Source organism: Flavobacterium esculini, assembly GCF_048284325.1.
In the GTDB taxonomy this organism is placed as follows: Bacteria; Bacteroidota; Bacteroidia; order Flavobacteriales; family Flavobacteriaceae; genus Flavobacterium.
In genome coordinates this window covers 77,648-97,043 of sequence record NZ_JBLVPI010000016.1, presented here as the reverse complement: position 1 = coordinate 97,043, position 19,396 = coordinate 77,648, and the positions used below count along the sequence as shown (strand labels likewise).

At 31.8% G+C, this 19,396-nt stretch carries 16 protein-coding genes; all 16 read left to right on the top strand.

Annotated features, from left to right (window positions below):
• Nucleotides 1-3: 3 nt before the first annotated feature.
• The 16 genes from ACNQGG_RS14035 to ACNQGG_RS13960 all read left to right on the top strand — a co-directional run bounded on the left by ACNQGG_RS14035 (nt 4) and on the right by ACNQGG_RS13960 (nt 19,164).
• The gene (locus ACNQGG_RS14035) at nt 4-477 is read left to right on the top strand and encodes a hypothetical protein (RefSeq protein WP_417964983.1); all 474 of its coding nucleotides are present in this window, start codon (nt 4-6) and stop codon (nt 475-477) included.
• Between the two features lie 23 nt (nt 478-500).
• Nucleotides 501-1,031: a hypothetical protein gene (locus ACNQGG_RS14030; RefSeq protein ID WP_417964981.1), complete on the top strand. Its 531-nt coding sequence runs from the start codon at nt 501-503 to the stop codon at nt 1,029-1,031.
• Nucleotides 1,032-1,428: 397 nt separating this feature from the next.
• Complete coding sequence (locus ACNQGG_RS14025; RefSeq protein WP_417965009.1) at nt 1,429-1,983, top strand: helix-turn-helix domain-containing protein; 555 nt, start codon at nt 1,429-1,431, stop codon at nt 1,981-1,983.
• Between the two features lie 165 nt (nt 1,984-2,148).
• On the top strand, nt 2,149-2,367 hold the full coding sequence (locus ACNQGG_RS14020; protein ID WP_417964979.1) for a hypothetical protein: 219 nt from the start codon (nt 2,149-2,151) through the stop codon (nt 2,365-2,367).
• Nucleotides 2,368-2,452: 85 nt separating this feature from the next.
• A complete protein-coding gene (locus tag ACNQGG_RS14015) occupies nt 2,453-2,608 on the top strand; it encodes a hypothetical protein (RefSeq protein WP_417964977.1) in 156 nt (51 codons plus the stop codon).
• Nucleotides 2,608-3,045 carry a response regulator gene (locus ACNQGG_RS14010; protein ID WP_417964975.1) on the top strand — a complete coding sequence of 146 codons (438 nt, stop codon included), beginning with the start codon at nt 2,608-2,610 and terminating at the stop codon, nt 3,043-3,045. The genes ACNQGG_RS14015 and ACNQGG_RS14010 overlap by 1 nt, the downstream gene beginning before the upstream one ends.
• 91 nt (nt 3,046-3,136) lie before the next feature.
• Nucleotides 3,137-3,961 carry a CheR family methyltransferase gene (locus tag ACNQGG_RS14005; protein WP_417964973.1) on the top strand — a complete coding sequence of 275 codons (825 nt, stop codon included), beginning with the start codon at nt 3,137-3,139 and terminating at the stop codon, nt 3,959-3,961.
• 1 nt (nt 3,962) lies between these two features.
• Nucleotides 3,963-4,535: a chemotaxis protein CheB gene (locus ACNQGG_RS14000; protein ID WP_417964971.1), complete on the top strand. Its 573-nt coding sequence runs from the start codon at nt 3,963-3,965 to the stop codon at nt 4,533-4,535.
• 5 nt (nt 4,536-4,540) lie between these two features.
• A complete protein-coding gene (locus ACNQGG_RS13995) occupies nt 4,541-8,461 on the top strand; it encodes a response regulator (RefSeq protein WP_417964969.1) in 3,921 nt (1,306 codons plus the stop codon).
• Nucleotides 8,462-8,579: 118 nt separating this feature from the next.
• A complete protein-coding gene (locus tag ACNQGG_RS13990) occupies nt 8,580-11,003 on the top strand; it encodes a response regulator (RefSeq protein ID WP_417964967.1) in 2,424 nt (807 codons plus the stop codon).
• A 131-nt stretch (nt 11,004-11,134) separates the two neighbouring features.
• On the top strand, nt 11,135-15,316 hold the full coding sequence (locus ACNQGG_RS13985) for a CheR family methyltransferase (RefSeq protein WP_417964965.1): 4,182 nt from the start codon (nt 11,135-11,137) through the stop codon (nt 15,314-15,316).
• 228 nt (nt 15,317-15,544) lie between these two features.
• Nucleotides 15,545-16,378, top strand: coding sequence for an ice-binding protein (locus ACNQGG_RS13980; protein ID WP_417964964.1), 834 nt, complete (start codon nt 15,545-15,547; stop codon nt 16,376-16,378).
• Nucleotides 16,379-16,739: 361 nt separating this feature from the next.
• Nucleotides 16,740-16,934: a hypothetical protein gene (locus ACNQGG_RS13975; RefSeq protein WP_416845900.1), complete on the top strand. Its 195-nt coding sequence runs from the start codon at nt 16,740-16,742 to the stop codon at nt 16,932-16,934.
• A 363-nt stretch (nt 16,935-17,297) separates the two neighbouring features.
• Complete coding sequence (locus tag ACNQGG_RS13970) at nt 17,298-17,471, top strand: hypothetical protein (protein WP_417964961.1); 174 nt, start codon at nt 17,298-17,300, stop codon at nt 17,469-17,471.
• A 30-nt stretch (nt 17,472-17,501) separates the two neighbouring features.
• On the top strand, nt 17,502-18,494 hold the full coding sequence (locus ACNQGG_RS13965) for a 2-hydroxyacid dehydrogenase (RefSeq protein ID WP_417964959.1): 993 nt from the start codon (nt 17,502-17,504) through the stop codon (nt 18,492-18,494).
• A gap of 334 nt (nt 18,495-18,828) precedes the next feature.
• Nucleotides 18,829-19,164 (top strand): DUF892 family protein, encoded by a 336-nt coding sequence (locus ACNQGG_RS13960; RefSeq protein ID WP_417964957.1) that lies wholly within the window; start codon nt 18,829-18,831, stop codon nt 19,162-19,164.
• The last annotated feature ends 232 nt before the right edge of the window (nt 19,165-19,396 follow it).

Genomic DNA, 19,396 nt, shown 5'->3' with positions numbered 1-19,396 from the left:
ATTATGAAAAAGATAATTCTCATTCTAAGCATCATTTTACTCATTGGTTGTAAATCTAAAAACGTTGTTGCTCCTGTACCTGAAGAGGCTAAGATAATCAAACTAACATTTTCTGAAGTCAGTGCATCTCAAAAAGATAAAGCGTATGAATTAGGAAAAAGAGTTTTAATGACGTGTAACACTTCCAAGTTTAAACCTTTTAACCAAAGTGAAGCAACAACTTCGGTAATTAAAAATACAACTGAGGACCGTTTGACAAAAACGTGTACCAAATTTCGACAATATTACGGTACATTCAAAGATCTGCAATTAGTTGAAATTTACAAAAACAATACTGATCAAACTACTATTTTTCGTTATAAAGCATTGTATACAAAGAAAGTAGCCAACAAAGAACTACGCGTTTCAATCAATCAAGAAAACAAAGTTTCGGCTATTAAATCATTGGATTGGATAGATACATTTCAAAACAAATAACTTCAAGTAATCGAACTGAATTCATGAATCAAAAAGTCCTGCTTTTTTTATTATTTATCGCAACCATTTCTGCAACAAGTCAGGAAGTATTGAGTTTTAAAGGATCTAAACCTTATCGAGCAACGAATTCTTGGAATTTTATTTGTGAAAACTATGCTTTAACAGGAGCAGCAACTATTCAAATTGCAAAGACAGAAAAAGGAGGAATCCTGAAATTAACCGTCGCAACTACAAACCCTACATTCAATATTGCAGGAATCGTTTATGTTTATTTGACTGATTATAGCATCATTACATGTTCGGATAAAGAAATTAGGGAAAATAACGGAAATCAAATTGTATCGTATTACTCCTTTTCCCCTTTAGAAATGAATAAAATAAAAACTACAGATATTCAATCTATTCGTTTTAATATAAAAGGGAATGCCAATAAATTTAATAGTCAAACAGGCAATTTCACCGCTGTTAATCGAAAATCATACTTTGCGACAGCAGCAGATAAAACAAAAAAAAATTATACTACAGCGGCAGAAATAACAGCTTTATACCAATAGCAATTTAAACCTAAACTAATTGTCTAAATAATTCATCAGCTCTTTTCTTCCTAAATAATTCTGGTGAACCTTGGGTGTCAATCTCATTGGGAATAGATCAAGAAAAAGACTGTTTCACAACAGGGTATTACTTTTATTAAATACTCAAATACTCTTTCTCACAGTTTATTCGTAAATTTAAAAAAATAAAAATAGCAACTCAGTGTATTTGTAAAAAAAATAGTCCTCCTTTTAATTACTCTTTTTTTCGAACGCACATTATTAAAGATAGATTAAAATTAACAATGTGTGAATTATGCAACTTTTTTTAAAAGTTATATAAGTCTTTCTGATGCAATTTATCCGATTTTTACATAATCTGTTAAAAACAAATAATTTGAAACTATACATCAAATACATGGTCAGTAATCGCTGTAAAATGGCGGTAAAAGAGGAATTAAAAAAACTTGGACTACACTTCATCGTTGTTGACTTGGGCGAAGTAGAAATAATGGAAAACATTTCCATGGAGCAACGGGGAAAGCTTAAATTGTCACTATTGGATTCAGGGCTTGAATTAATGGATGATAAGAAAGCAATGCTTATTGAGAAAATAAAAAATGTGATTATTGAAATGGTTCACCATTCCACTGAAAACATAAAAGTAAATTTTTCTGATTATCTCAGTGAAAAACTAAATCATGATTATACGTACTTATCCAACTTATTTTCGGAAGTGCAAGGAACGACAATTGAGCAATTTATCATTTCACATAAAACGGAACGAATAAAAGAATTAATTATCTACGGCGAATTGAACATTACTGAAATCGCATGGAAAATGAATTATAGTAGTGTTGCTCACCTCTCCAGTCAGTTTAAAAAAGTTACGGGACTCTCCCCTTCTCATTTTAAGCAATTGAAAGATAAAAGACGAAATCCAATTGAAGAAATTGGAAATATAACTGAATAAATTGTAAGATACCCGTATGAATAAACTCAATATAACAGAAATTTAATTGAAACCCATTTGGGTCATTTTGTAACTATTAGTTCTGAAGGAGTAATTACTGATGTTAATGAGGTGTAAATAAAAATTACTGGAGTTTCACGAGAAGTAAAACACAAGGCAGTGGGAATGAATGATTATCTTTTAAAACCAGTCGATGAAAGGCTATTGTATAGTAGGATCGTTGGTATTTTAAAGAAACCAAAATTCGCAAAACTTAATGAGAAATTAGAAGAAAAAGGCAATACAAAGAAAAAAACAAGATGTATTGATTTGGTCAATTTAAATCAGAGGACAAAATCTAATCCAGCTTTAATGATGGAAATAATTTTGCTATCCCATCTTTAATAAATACATCAAACAAAGTTTAACAGATTAAAACTGGTCTCTATTAGGTGCCGAAGCACATAAAATGATTCCTTCTTTTTCAATAATGAGAATTAGTTCTAAGTTTGAAAAACATAACAAAAAAATACAGGAATTTGCAAAATTAGAAGGAATACACGACATAGTTCTCCAACTTGAAGAAGTTTGTTTACAAGCCTACAACGAATTAGAAGAAGAAATTAATATAATTAAAAACACATAATGATAAAAAACGAAACAAAAATAAAAATTTTCCTTGTAGATGATGATGCCTTATTTTTAAAATCTTTAGAAATTGAATTCATGGAAAATGGGGATTTTGAAATCGAAACCTATCCAACTGGGGAACTCTGTATTGAAAATTTATCTCACAATCCAGATGTAGTAATATTAGACTATCAACTTGATGGTATTGTAGAAAATGCCATGAATGGTCTTGAAACTTTAGACAAAATAAAAGAATTCAATTCACAAATTCCAGTTGTTATGCTATCTTCGCAGGATAAAATTGAAGTAGCCGTAAATTGCATGCATCATAAGGCATTTGATTATGTCGTAAAAAGTGAAACTGCATTTGTCCGCCTTCAAAAAATAATTACTACCATTTTTAAATACCAAAAAATGGAAAAAGAATTAAGTTGGTATATGGATCGTATGTAATACATTCACACAATAGCGTTCTTTAAATTTCAATAGGTCCTATTAATCACTCCTGATTTGGTCAAAATTAAAACCAAATTTATTATAAAAAATGCGGTATAACGACACATCAGATCTAGAAATTTCATTGTTATTGGAAGCTATCTATCGGAAATACGGCTATGATTTCAGAGAGTATTCCCATGCCCACATCAGACGCAGGATTATAAATAGAATGGTGTTGTCAGGATTTGAAGACGTTTCTCAAATGCAATCAAAGGTTCTGAATGATGAACCATTTACTTCCGAACTTTTACAAGATTTATCAATAACAGTAACCGAAATGTTTCGTGACCCTGTCTTTTATAAGTCATTACGCGAAAAGGTTATCCCTATTTTAAAAACCTATCCTTTTATAAAAATATGGCATGCTGGCTGTGCAACGGGGGAAGAAGCCTATTCTATGGCTATCCTTTTGCAAGAAGAAGGCTTGTATGACAGAACCACCATTTATGCTACTGATTTTAACCAAATTGCTCTGAATCGTGCAAAAGATGGAATTTTCTCGTACAAAATGATAAAAGAATACACTACAAATTATCAATTGTCAGGAGGAAAAGAATCTTTTTCTAGTTATTATACTTCCAATTATGATAACGTTATTATGAATCAATCATTGAAAAAGAATATTGTTTGGGCCAATCATAATTTGGTGACCGATAGTGTATTTGCTGAAGTACATTTAATATTGTGCCGAAATGTGCTGATTTATTTTGATAAAAATTTACAAAACAAAGTCCAAACACTTTTTTACAATAGCCTCATTAATGGAGGCGTTTTATGTTTGGGATCCAAAGAAAGTTTACAGTTTACCGATTTGCATAAGGAATATATTGAGTTGGACACAAAACAACGAATATTTAAAAAGAAATATTAAAATGTATTATGAAGCAATAGTAATAGGAGTCTCCTCTGGTGGTATGAACGCTTTGAAAATTATATTCTCAGCCTTGCCAGTAGATTTCAATATACCTATTATCATAGTGCAGCATGTAGGGGCGCATTCCGATAGCCAATGGATAAAACTTTTAAATAAAAAAAGTCATCTTGAAATAAAAGAAGCGGATGAAAAAGAGAAAATTGAAAAAGGCAAAGTTTATATTGCTCCGCCTAATTATCATTTGCTAATTGAAAAGGACAAAACCTTTTCCCTTACCATAGACGAACGTGTAAATTTTGCAAGACCATCAATTGATGTACTGTTTGAATCAGCGGCCGAAGCCTTTAATACTAAATTAATTGGAATTGTGCTTACAGGATCTAATCATGACGGGACAAAAGGCATAAAACGAATAAAAGAATGTGGGGGTGTAGCAATTATTCAGGATCCGAAAACTGCAGAATCTGCATATATGCCAAAGTCAGCAATTGCTGCTATTATACCTGATTATATTTTATCATTGGAGGATATAGTTGCGTTGCTAATAAAAATGTATCAACAAAAAAGATGATCGGAATGAACTTGACAAATAATAAAATAAAAATGACACTTGACAAAAAAATAGTATTAGGATTTATTGCTTGTGCCTTTGTTCTTTTAGGAGTTGCAGTTTTCTCTTTTAAAAACAGTGAAAAATTTGTCGCTTCAAATGCCTTGGTGAATAATTCCAATAAGGTATTATATCAATTTGAACAGATACTGATGTCTTCCGTTGATGCAGAAACAGGCGTACGAGGCTATATCATTACAGGTGATGAGGCTTTTTTGAAACCTTTTACATCTGCTATAAAAGTAATCGAGCAGCTTGATAGATTAAAGGAATTAACCCAAGACAATCCCAATCAGCAAAACAACATTGAGGAACTTGCGAAACAGCTCAAATTGCGTTTTGATAATTTAAACAAATGCATTGCCCTTCGAAAAAAGGATTTTGAAAAAGCCAGAGAATTTGTTGCATCAGGAGAAGGTAAAGAATTACAAGACGATATAAGAAAAACAATTGCTAAAGCAAAGGAATCAGAACAAACCTTACTTGCTGAAAGAATACAAATAAGTGAAGACGATGCCAGCATGTTCAATATTGTCTTCGCTATTTTATTGTTAATTATTGTTATGATTCTTATCGTTGTATATACTATAGTTGCAGAAAATTTAAAAGCTCTTAAAAATTCCGAGAAAGAAAATGCCAATAAAAACTGGTTGCTTACGGGCAACTCAAAACTTAATGAAAAATTAATAGGAGACCAAAGTATCATACAGTTGGCAAATAATACTATTAGTTTTTTATGTACTTACCTGAAAGCAAACATAGGAGCTGTTTACCTATTTAATGACAAAGAAAACACCCTGATGCTCAGCGGTAAATTTGCCTTTCCATCTGTTAAAGGGATTATGGGAAATTTCAAATTAAATGAAGGATTAATTGGTCAGGCCGCTTGGGGACAAAAACAAATTTCTTTAACCGATATATCCGAAGATCAAATACGCATCACTTCTTCCGTTTTAGATGCAAAACCAAAAAATTTGCTCATTACTCCTTTTTTGCTTGAAGGCAAAACCATAGGTGTAATAGAAATCGGTAAGCTTACTGATTTCAATGAAACAGAGAAGGAATTCATTAGTGTTTCCATGAATAGTATAGCAATCAGCGTTAATACGGTTCAACAAGCTGAAGAGAAAGAAAAAAGAGCCGCAGAGTTAGTCATTGCTAACAAAGAACTTGCCTATCAAAATGATGAAAAAGAAAAAAGAGCCGCAGAGTTAGGAATTGCTAACAAAGAACTAGCCTATCAAAATGAAGAAAAAGAAAAAAGGGCTGCAGAGTTAGGAATTGCTAACAAAGAACTAGCCTATCAAAATGAAGAAAAAGAAAAAAGAGCAGCAGAATTAGGGATTGCTAATAGAGAACTTGCTTATCAAAATGATGAGAAAGAAAAAAGAGCAACAGAATTAGGAATTGCGAACAAAGAACTGGCTTATCAAAATGATGAGAAAGAAAAAAGAGCAGCAGAATTAGGAATTGCGAATAAAGAACTTGCCTATCAAAATGATGAGAAAGAAAAAAGAGCAACAGAATTAGGAATTGCCAACAAAGAACTGGCATATCAAAATGACGAGAAAGAAAAAAGAGCAGCAGAATTAGGAATTGCCAACAAAGAACTGGCATATCAAAATGACGAGAAAGAAAAAAGAGCTGTAGAGTTAAGTTTTGCAAACCAAGAACTTTCGAATCAAGCAGAAGAACTTCAAATACAGCAGGAAGAGCTTAGACAACTGAATGAAGAATTAGAACAACAGGCGCAAAATCTCAAACAACAGCAGGAAGAGTTGCAAATGACTAATGAAGAATTAGAAGAGCAAACCCAATCACTAGAAGAGAAAAACAAAGAAGTTGAAGCTTCAAAAAATGATATTGAACAAAAAACAAAACAACTTGAAATTAGCAGCAAATATAAATCGGAATTCCTTGCAAATATGTCGCATGAGTTAAGAACACCGCTTAATAGTTTGCTTATCTTATCAAAAGATTTATCAGAAAACAGAAAGAAAAACCTGGATGACGTTCAGGTTGAAAGTGCAGAAATAATTTATAAAAGCGGTCATGACCTTCTTGTGTTAATTAATGAAGTGTTAGACCTTTCTAAAATTGAAGCAGGAAAAATGTCCATAAATGTTGAAAAAGTATCTCTGAAATTCTTTACAGATAATCTCCTTCGCGATTTTAAACATCAGACACAACAAAAAGGATTGAAACTTATTTGCAAATTGGCTCCAACTTTACCCGAATTCATTTATACCGATTCACAACGCTTGAATCAGATATTGAAAAATCTAATATCAAATGCTGTAAAATTTACCGAAAAAGGAAGTGTAACCATAAGCATTGACCCAAATACGGAAACCACTTTAAATATTTCTGTGACTGACACAGGTATTGGGATATCAGAAGATAAACAAACAGCCATATTTGAAGCTTTTCAGCAAGCCGAGGGTGGTACTTCCAGAAAGTATGGCGGTACGGGATTAGGGCTTTCTATTTCACGGGAACTATCAAAATTATTAAAAGCAGAAATTAAATTAAAGAGTAAACTAAATCAAGGATCAACTTTTTCACTTATTATTCCGTTGGAAATACATGTTGAACAGGAGCCTGTCAATACAATTCCATTGAAGCCTGTTTTGTATACACCACGTTCCAATAATCAGACTAATTATTTAAATTATCCCACCATAGAAGATGATAGAGATTCGATAAGCACGGATGATAAAATAGTACTCATTATTGAAGACGATCGAAATTTTGCTTCTATACTGTTAAAACAAGCCAATAAAAAAGGATTCAAATGTTTATCGGCAGCAACTGGAGAAGACGGACTATTGCTTGCTTCAAAATACAAGCCCCAAGCAATCATTCTCGACATGGGTTTGCCAGGAATAAAAGGAAAACAAGTGTTGCATGAATTAAAATCAAATCCTTCCGTAAGGCATATACCAATTCATATTATTTCAGCAAATGACCGTTCGCTGGAACCTATTAGAGAAGGTGCGGTAGAATACCTGATGAAACCGATATCAAAAGATGGTCTGGAAGAAGCTTTTAACCGAATTGAAAATTTTGTTAATAGAAAAATAAAAAATCTGCTTATTATAGAAGACAATGAAAATTCCAGAAAAGCAATAAAAATTCTTATTGGCAATGGCGATGTAAAATGTTTAGAAGCAGCAACTGGTAAAGAAGCATTAGAATTGTATGAACAGAATCACATTGATTGTATCATATTGGACATTGGATTGCCTGACGTAAGCGGTTTTGACCTTATCCATAAACTGGAGGATATAAAAGACCATAACATGCCCCCTATTATCATTTACACTGGTAAAGAACTTACAAAAGAAGAGAATAATCTGCTTCATAAATATGCAGAAAGTATTATCATAAAAGGGATAAAATCCGAAGAACGATTACTGGATGAAACAGCTCTTTTCCTTCACCGAACTATAAGTAATTTACCGAAATCGAAACAAATGATTATTAATAGTTTGCATGACAAAGAAGCTATATTTCATTCGAAAAAAATATTATTAGTAGATGATGATATGCGCAATGTTTTTGCATTATCTAAAATACTGCAAGAGCGCGGAATGGAAGTTATAAAATCCGAAAACGGGAAGAATGCATTGGATATGCTTGATAAACATGCTGATATTGATCTGGTATTAATGGATATTATGATGCCCGAAATGGATGGTTATGAAGCGATGAAACGAATACGATCGCAGATTAAATTTAGAGACTTACCTATAATCGCCCTTACAGCAAAAGCTATGAAAGACGATAAACAAAAATGTATTGATGCAGGCGCTAATGATTATATCACTAAACCTATTGATGTGGAACGCCTGTTGTCATTGATGCGTGTATGGTTGAGTAAATAATAAAACATTATTGCGAAGGCGGTATATCCAATGTCTTTACAGTTATTTTTTTGCTATTGCAACATTCGTTATTAAAAATTGAATATTCAACATTCAAACTTCTATTTTACAATTGAAAATGAAAATAAATAACCCTGTTAAAATTTTATTGGTCGATGATTTACCCGAAAATTTGTTTGCATTAGAAGTGATTCTTTCCAACGAAAATTATTTATGTGTAAAAGCAAATTCCGGTAATGAAGCCTTAAAAATTCTTCTGCATCAACAAGATTTTGCCATCATATTAATAGATGTGCAAATGCCGATGATGGATGGATTTGAAACAGTAGAACTAATTCGTCAAATCGAAAAACTAAAACATGTTCCGATTATTTTTTTAACGGCCAGTATGGATAATTCTCAACAAATTTTCAAAGGCTATCAGGCTGGTGCAGTTGATTACATGATTAAACCCCTTTCGCCTGAAATATTAAAAGCAAAAGTGGCTGTTTTTGTAGATTTACATAAGAAAAATCAAGAATTGTTAATTCAAGCAGAACAACTAAAAAAACTTAACACTGATCTTACAGCCCAAAAATTACTTTCTGAATATTCACTTAGTCTTATTGAAGCAAGTCATGATCCTTTATTTGCTATTAGCCCCGAAGGGAAAATAACAGATATGAATAACGCATCGGTAAAAGTAACCGGTGTAACACGAAAAAAATTAATTGGAACCGATTTTTTTGATTATTTCACTGAACCACAAAAGGCTCGTGAAGTGTATCAAAAAGTATTTGAGAAAGGATCTGTTTCTGATTCTCCACTAATACTTCGACATAAAAAAGGCAAGTTGATTGATGTATTATTTAATGGATCGGTATATAAAGATGATAAAGAAAATGTACTAGGAGTTGTAATTGTTGCCAGAGATGTTACGGAGCAAAAAAGAATTGCCACTGAATTAATTGAGGCTAAAATTTTTGCTGAATTAGCTACAGAAATTGCACAAGAAGCAAAAATAAATGCAGAAAATGCCGTAAAAACAAAACAGCAATTCTTATCAAATATGAGTCACGAAATTCGTACACCGATGAATGCGATCATCGGATTTACAAAAGTGGTTCTGAGAACAGATTTGACCAATAAACAAAAAGAATATTTAAACGCAATAAAAATAAGTGGAGATGCATTAATTGTGCTCATTAATGATATCCTCGATTTAGCAAAAGTAGATTCCGGTAAAATGACATTTGAGAAAACACCTTTCAAAATGAAGTCTTCTATTTCAGCCATGCTTCATTTATTCGAAACAAAAATTCAGGAAAAAAACTTAAAATTAGTTAAGGAATACGATAGTAAAATCCCTAATATACTTGTGGGTGATGCTGTTCGTTTACACCAAATCATTTTAAATCTGGTAAGTAATGCCGTAAAATTTACTTCAAAAGGAAAAATTACGGTGAGCGTTGATTTATTGCATGAAGATGATGATACAGTAATTCTCAAATTTGCTGTAACTGATACCGGAATTGGTATCTCGAATGAAAAAATTGGAACGATATTTGAAAATTTTCAACAAGCCTCCAGTGAAACTTCAAGATTGTACGGAGGAACTGGACTAGGCCTCGCTATTGCAAAACAATTAATAGAACCACAAGGAGGTAGTATTCGTGTAAAAAGTACTATTAACGAGGGTTCCACCTTTAGTTTCACATTACCTTTTCAAAAAACAAATACCGATACAGAATTGGAAAAAGAATTAATAGAATTAGAATCCGAAATAAAGAACATTAAAGTATTAGTGGTTGAAGATATTGCCCTTAATCAACTATTAATGAAAACACTTTTAGATGATTTTGGATTTTCCCGTGACATTGCCGAAAATGGTAAAATAGCTATCGAAAAACTTAAAGAAAAAGACTATGATGTAATTCTCATGGATTTGCAAATGCCGGAAATGAATGGATTTGAAGCCACAGAATATATTAGAAAAACTCTAAATTCCACAATTCCTATTATTGCATTAACGGCTGACGTAACTACTGTTGACTTAGCAAAATGCAAAGCAGTGGGAATGAATGATTACCTTGCTAAACCAATTGACGAAAGACTATTATATAGTAAAATAATTGGTGTCTTAAACAAACCTAAACTTACAAAAATCACTGAAATTTTGGAAGAAGAAGTACATGCAAATAAAAAAACTAGATGTATTGATCTAGCGTATTTAAATCAAAGGACAAAATCAAATCCAGCTTTAATGATGGAAATGATTTCGCTCTATTTAGCACAAACCCCTCCTTTAATAGATACAATTAAACGAAGTTTAGAGGAGCAAAATTGGTCTTTATTAGCGGCAGCAGCGCATAAAATGATTCCGTCTTTTTCAATAATGGGAATCAGTACCGATTTTGAGAATTTAGCAAAAAAAATTCAGGAATTTGCAACTGCAAAAGAAAAAAATGAAGAGATACACGACTTAGTACAACAACTTGAAGAAGTTTGTTTGCAGGCATGTACTGAATTAGAAGAAGAATTTCAATTAATTAAAAATTCATAAAACATATTTTCTTACTTTTAAACAAATATTTATAATACATTTCTAACTATTAGGTGTCATGAAATGATGGATGTATTAAAAATTATAGTCAATCCTTTAACTATAAATTAAAAATACCCATTTAATATATTATGAAATCAGCTAAAAAATCCACTCCGAATAAATTAACTCCAGAAAAAGAAGAAAAAGAAAACGCTTTTACTGTGGTGGCCATCGGTGCATCAGCCGGAGGACTCGAAGCATTTAGCCTTTTATTAAAAAAATTACCATCCGATACTGGTATGGCATTTATTTATGTTCAACACCTAAGCCCTGACCATAAAAGTTTACTGACTTCCATTCTTTCTAAAATTACAAAAATGAAAGTTCAGGAAATTGATAATATGGAAAAAATGGTACCCAATACTGTTTATGTGATTCCTCCAAATAAAGTAATTGAAGTAATTAACGGACACATTCAACTACTTCCCCGCATTAAAAACAACATTCCTAATCTAACCATTGACCTTCTTTTTTCTTCACTTGCCGAAACCCATAAAAAAAATGTCATTGGTGTAGTTCTTTCAGGTTATGCCAGCGATGGAATGACTGGACTTAAAGCAATTAAGGATGCTGGTGGAATAACCTTTGCACAAGATGATACTGCTCAAGCGAGTAGTATGCCAAATTCAGCTATTTCTTCGGGTGTAGTTGATTTTATTTTATCTCCAGAGGAAATTGCTGCCCAATTAGTACATCTCAGTAAAAATGGAGTTCCTTTAAATAATAATAAAGATAAGGAGCATACAAAAGAAATTACTGTTGCTCATAATAACTATGATATAAACACCATTTTTGAACTATTACTCAAAGAAACTGGTGTGGATTTTAGCCATTATAAAATCCCAACCATAAAAAGGAGAATAAATCATAAAATGCAGCAATATGGAATAAAAACAATCCAAGAATATGTAACGCTTTTACTCAAAAAAAACAATGAAATTGAAATTCTCTACACTGACTTATTAATTAATGTGACTAGTTTTTTTAGAGAAACAGAGACTTTTCAGTTTCTAAAGACCGATCTCCTAACTAAGCTTCTAAAAAGTAAATCCGCTGAAGAAACCCTAAGAATTTGGGTTCCAGCTTGTTCTACAGGGCAGGAAGCTTATTCTATTGCAATGATTATTGCTGAATTACAGGATAACAAAACGGATAAAATACCAGTGCAGATTTTTGCAACGGACCTAAGCGAGGAAGCAATCAGAGAAGCTCGCAACGGAGAATATACTCAAAGTGATGTAGAATCAATTCCAAAAAAGTATTTATCTCGTTTTTTTACAAAAACAGGGGAGAATTATCGTATCGTGAAAGAACTTCGGGAGATGTGCATATTTGCACCTCACAATATTTTACGTGATCCTCCTTTTTCAAGAATGGATTTTGTCAGTTGCTGTAATCTTCTTATTTATTTTGATTCAGCCGCCCAGAAAAAAGTCTTTGCATCCCTACATTTTGCTTTGAATGATGGAGGCTACTTAATGCTTGGTAAAGCAGAGAGTATTGGGACATCATCACAGCTTTTCACGCTAATCAATAATAAATTTAAAATCTATTCCCGGAAAAATAATTTGGGAGTGAGAAAGATACTTCAATTAACACCTCGTTTTACACGTACAACTATGTCCAGTAAAAAAATAAATGTGCCTTCAAAAAGCATCAGTGTAAATCAAGAAAGTATAGAAAATGCAATTGATTCCACACTTCTTTCCAGTTATATGCCGGCATGTGCAGTAGTCAACAAAGACATGGAAATCCTCCAGTTTAGAGGTCCGGTTTCCTCCTACCTTGAGCATGCATCAGGTAAAGCCAGCCTTAATATTTTGAAAATGGCACGCCCAGAATTTGCTTTTGAACTGCGTAATGCGATTAATAAAGCAATCGATACAAAGCAATGCGTACAAAAATCGGGTATTGAAATAAAAATTGAATCTGTTTTACGATTAATGTCTTTTGAAGTCCGTCCACTTAAAATTGAATGGGACGAACCCCTTATGCTTATCGTTTTTAAACCACAGGAACAGGCAGATAAATTTATTGAATCAGATTTTACCAATAAAAACAATACAACACTCAAAGATTTAAAAATAAAAAAACTGACTGAGGAACTGAATACTACACGCGCCGAAATGATTGCTATCATTGAAACGCAGGAAAATATTTATGAGGAATTACAGGCAGCAAATGAGGAAATTGTTTCCTCAAATGAAGAATTCCAGACCTTAAATGAAGAACTGGAGACCTCAAAAGAAGAAATAGAAGCCACTAATGAAGAGCTTATTTCTACTAACCAGGAATTACAAATGCGCCATGATTTATTAATAGAATCACATGAGTATTCAGAAGCTATTATTGCTACAATTCATGAGCCAATGCTTATTCTGAATAAAAATTTTCATGTAATATCAGCCAATAAATCTTTTTATAAAAAATTCCTGGTAGATAAAGAGGAAACCGAAGGGAAATTATTATTTGATTTAGGCAATAAACAATGGAATATTACAAAACTCCGTGAAGTTCTAAATAACATCCTTTCCAAAAATACCAGTTTTGAAAATTTTGAAGTGACGCACACTTTTTCTGGAATTGGAGAAAGAATAATGTTGCTTAACGCACATTTGATTATTCAAAAAACAAATAGTGAACCGCTAATTCTTCTTGCTATTGAAGACATAACGGATCGTTCTCGTTATTTTCTCAAAGAAAAATATTCCCTTAGCCTTATTGAAGCAAGCCTTGATCCCTTAACAACGATAAATAATGAAGGTAAGATTACAGATATGAATCAGGCAGCTGTAATTATAACAGGGATGTCACGTGAAAAATTAAAAGGTAGTGATTTCTTTGGATATTTTACTGAACCAGATAAAGCCCGTGCTATTTATAAAGAGGTATTTGCCAAAGGTTTTATCACAAATTTTCCACTAAAACTAAGACATAAAAGCGGAAAAATCACTGATGTGCTATTAAACGGATCGGTTTATAAAGATGATAAAGGAACTATTCTGGGTGTGGTGGTTGTAGCCCGAGATGTAACGGATCAGAAAAGAATTGAATCAGAATTAATTGAAGCAAAAGTATTTGCAGAGTTGGCTACTTTAATAGCGGAAGAAGCAAAAAATAAAGCCGAAGAAGCTACAAAAAATGCGGAAGATGCGATGAAAGCAAAGCAACAATTTTTGTCCAATATGAGTCATGAAATCCGAACTCCTATGAATGCAATTATTGGATTTACCAGAGTGATATTAAAAACTGATTTGTCCGATAAACAAAAAGAATATTTAAACGCAATTAAATTGAGTGGTGATACCTTAATTGCATTAATCAATGACATACTTGATTTAGCAAAAGTGGATGCCGGTAAAATGATTTTTGAAAAAAAACCATTCAAAATGGCTGTTTCCGTAACTTCAATACTTCAATTATTTGAAACAAAAATTCAAGAAAAAAATTTAAAATTAGTCACAAATTATGATAAAAAAATACCTGATGTCCTTTTAGGAGATACCATTAGATTACACCAAATTATTTTGAATCTAGTAAGTAACGCAGTAAAATTTACTTCGGAAGGAAAAATCGCGGTTAATATTAATTTATTATTTGAAGATGACGATAAAGTAATTATCGAATTTGAAGTTACAGATAGCGGAATTGGTATTCCAGAAGACAATATCGATTTAATATTTGAAAACTTTCAACAGGCTGCTAACGGGGCTTCCAGTCTTTATGGAGGAACAGGTTTAGGACTGACTATTGTTAAGCAGCTAGTAATATCACAAGGAGGAAGTATCCGTGTTAAAAGTAAAATTAATGAAGGATCTACTTTTAGTTTTACTTTGCCTTTTCAGAAAACAAAAAAAGCTGCTGAATTAGAAACTAATTCAAACGAATTACACATGTCCCAAAAGGACATAAAAGTATTAGTTGTAGAAGATATGGCGCTTAATCAATTATTAATGAAAACAATTCTAGATGATTTTGGGTTTCAACGTGACATTGCTGAAAATGGAAAAATTGCCATCGAAATGCTACAAACCAAATCCTATGATATCATTTTAATGGATCTGCAAATGCCTGTAATGAATGGATTTGAAGCTACAAAATACATTCGTAACACTTTGAATTTAGACATACCGATTATTGCTTTGACAGCTGATGTTACAACAGTTGATTTGGAAAAATGTAAAGCTGTCGAGATGAATGATTATATTGCTAAACCCATTGATGAAAAATTATTATTGAGCAAAATTATTGAGTTAACTAAAAAAGTATAACTAAAACCGTGTCTGAGGTATCTAACTCTCGGGAATTTATAAAAATTACAGCCATATAAATCTTTAAATCAACAGCCTGTAAATACTACTTTCGATTATAGATAATAGATTTCTTTTAAACAAAAGGTTAATGCTATAACATATGTCAGTAATCTTATAACATATTTAAAGATCAAGAGTCCATCTTTGTTTAGTGATAAATAAGTCACTATTTAAACAAACAAAGTTATGAAATTTAAAAATGCATTACCTACACTAGCCTTACTACTTGTAGTTTTTATGTCTGGTTGCAATAACGATACGGACGAGGATTTAACTGCTAATAGCGCTGCAGTTGGAAAATCAGATAGTTCACCTTCCCATATAAATGCCCTTAATGAAACGTATATTATAGAGCCAAAAATTGGTTCATTGAATGGAGTAAATCTTGGTATTGCAGGAGATTTTGCAATTCTGTCAAAAACAGGAATTACAGATGTATATAAATCAACTATCACAGGTGATATTGGTTCAAGCCCAATAACTGGTGCTGCCATATTAGTTAGATGTACAGAAGTAGTAGGAACAATATACACAGTTGATGCAGCAGGCCCTCTTCCTTGCAGTGTAACTAATGCTACACGATTAACAACAGCTATTGGTGATATGCAAACCGCATATACTGATGCAGCTGGGAGAACTAATCCTGATTTTCTAAATTTAGGTGCTGGAAATATTGGTGGAAAAACACTTACACCTGGTTTATATAAATGGACAAGTGCCCTTAATATCCCAACTGATATAACTATTTCTGGTAATCCAACTGATGTTTTTATTTTTCAAGTAGCCGGAACTCTTAAATTGAGTTCTGCTGTTAGAATGACATTAACAGGAGGAGTACAATCCAAAAATATTTTCTGGGTAGTTTCAGATGCTGTTACCTGTGGAACCACTAGTCATTTTGAAGGAAACATATTAGGAATGACCGGTATTAATTTACAGACTGAAGCAACAATAAACGGAAGGTTATTAGCACAAACAGCAGTAACGCTACAAATGAATGCCGTTACACAACCACAATAGATTAAAAAAATTAATTTATAAGAGGCTGCCCAATGAACTGCCCCCAAATAGTGTTTGAACTTTTTGGGGGCATTTTTATTAGGACAGCTTCTTTTTTTATCCTAATAAATCATTAAAAATGACAATGTGTGAATAATGTAAGTCTTTTACAAAATCATGTAACTTCTACAATTCACAATCACCTTACATTTGATTAAGCAATAAATCGCTTTATACCTGCGCTTTAGTTTCTCAATTTCAGTTCTTTAAAAAAACACTTGTTGAAATTATCAACGTGTATTTAGAGTAAATGACCTTCAAAAACTATATGTAAACAAAAAAATCTAACATTAAACTTAATAAACTTCTAAAACTAAAAATTATGAATCTAAAAAGAATCTTTGGGGCATTACTTACTGCTCTTGGAATAGGTGGTCTTATTTACACAGCTGTATTATTTTCTGGTACATCAGGTGAAATGAGAGATGTTAAATCGCTAATTATTTACGGTGTACTTGGTATTATTTTCTTCGTTTCTGGAATTAGTTTAGTTCGTACAACAAAAGACGAATCATAAATTTCTACCTAATATTATTCTATTAATGCAAAAACGCATTTGAGTAGACCTTCATAAAAATTTCCAAATGTAATTTTAAGAAGAATTCCTCCATAACTCATGTAAAGCAGTATGCTTCTATTTTTATGGGCTTTGTGTTAAATAAATCTCTCTGATTTTTTTTAAATTCAGAGAGAAATTATTAAATATTTGATTCTTTGTCAAATTCGATTACTAAAACTTCATTTATTCCTCCCTTCTATTTATTAAAGTTTTACTAAAAAACATCAATACAAAAAAAGTAAATCATATAACTCTTTATAACAATTATATAATACATTTTACAAAAATTATCATCAACTTAGTACACTGAATATTAAGCAAATGAAAAAAACAATCAACATTCCCAAAGTAAACTTAGTTCTCCTTAAAAAGAAAACAAAAAATAGTTTTACGGGATATCCTGTTTATCTTCCCTCAGAAAACATTCATAATAAAATCCAAAATAAATTGATATTGATGCAGCTCATGTTCCAAAATAGGAAAACCAATTGGTAACACTAAAAGGACTAAATATAAAATGACACTATGAAAATTGCAGTATTCAGTACTAAACCCTATGATCGCGAATATCTTGATAAATTTAATAATGAAAGTAAGCACGAACTCATCTATTTTGAAGCTCCTTTAAATGCTGAAACTACAAATTTGGCAATAGGATTTGAAGGCGTTTGTATATTTGTAAATGATAAAATTGATAAAAAAACAATCAATCAATTGTCTCATATTGGAATTAAACTTATTGATTTACGTTGCGCGGGTTTTAACAATGTAGACGTTGAGGCCGCTGCAAAAGAGAATATTAAAATACTGAGAGTTCCTGCTTATTCTCCACAAGCCGTTGCAGAACATGCAGTAGCATTAATTTTGACTTTGAACAGAAAAACACATAAAGTCTACAATAGAGTTAGAGAGAGTAATTTTTCTTTGGAAAATCTTACCGGATTTAATCTTTATGGAAAAACGGTAGGTGTAATTGGAACAGGAAAAATAGGTGCCGCTTTTTGCCAAATAATACTAGGTTTTGGATGCAAAGTAATCGCTTATGATGTTACGGAATCCGAGGAGTTAATAGTAAAAGGGGTTCAATATAAAACATTAGATGAACTATTTGAAAATTCCGACATTATCTCGCTCCATTGCCCTCTTAACGCAAATACAAAACATCTTTTTAACCGTACAACATTTTCTAAAATAAAAAAAGGCGCTATGCTTATCAATACCAGTAGAGGAGCATTAATTAAAACATCAGATGCAATTGAAGCATTGAAAAATGAACAATTAGGCTATTTAGGAATAGATGTTTATGAACAAGAAGAAAATTTGTTTTTTAAAGATTTATCTGAAAGTATTATTAAAGACGATTTAATAGAACGATTAATGGCTTTTCATAATGTTTTAATTACACCACATCAGGGCTTTTTCACAAATGAAGCGTTAGACCAAATTGCTCTAACGACTTTGAAAAACTTTACCGATTTTGAAAATGGATTACCATTAGAAAATGAGGTGAAACTATAATTTACGACTAATTATTAAAATCTCAACATGACTATTGTTGAGAAAAGATAGAATCCTCTTTAATTTAAAAGAGGTTGTTCAAAAAGGAATTTGATAACTAAATAATAATGTAATGGAAAAGTTTATTCCTGTTTTTTTTATAAAATTAGCAGAGAATAAACTTTACGAATGACAGCGATTTATTTAGGATAAATAATCAAATTCCTTTTTTTACAACCTTTTTTATGTAAACATGTGAAAGTTATAAGTCATACTTGAAATTATGTAAGAGATTAAAAAGTATTAAACCTCAACTTTACATTATTAAATATATTCAACAATTAAATATAAACTGATGAAAAGTACAGCCACCAAAACTAATAAAAGAATAAAGTTGCAAGAAGGTAAAGGAAATTCAGAAATTACTATATCAGAAACAAAACAAGATTGTCGCAATATTTTTGTAGAAGAACTAAAAGAAATTTACTTTTCTGAAAAAGCACTGATGATTTCCATCCCCATAATGATTAAAAATGCAGCTACAGATGAATTAGTAGATGCTCTCAAAGTACATCTGCAATTTACACAAGAACATATACAACGCTTAGAATTTTTCTTTACTTCGATTGGCGAAGCTGATATTATGCTAAAATACGAAGCGATGTATGGGTCAATCACGTCAGGAAAATAAAATAAATCGAAAATAAATTATTCTAAATAATAAAAACATTCCCTCTGAAACATATATAACTGGAATGGTTTGGAATCAATAATCACTAAATTTTGTTAGATAACATCTTTTTTCTGATTTGCCAGATTGGCGAAACGGCATCAAGAACATAGGGGTTTTCCAATCTTCCGCCTATGACCAACGAATTGGTACACGAGCTTGATAACCGTTAATCAGAGCATAAAAAAAATGT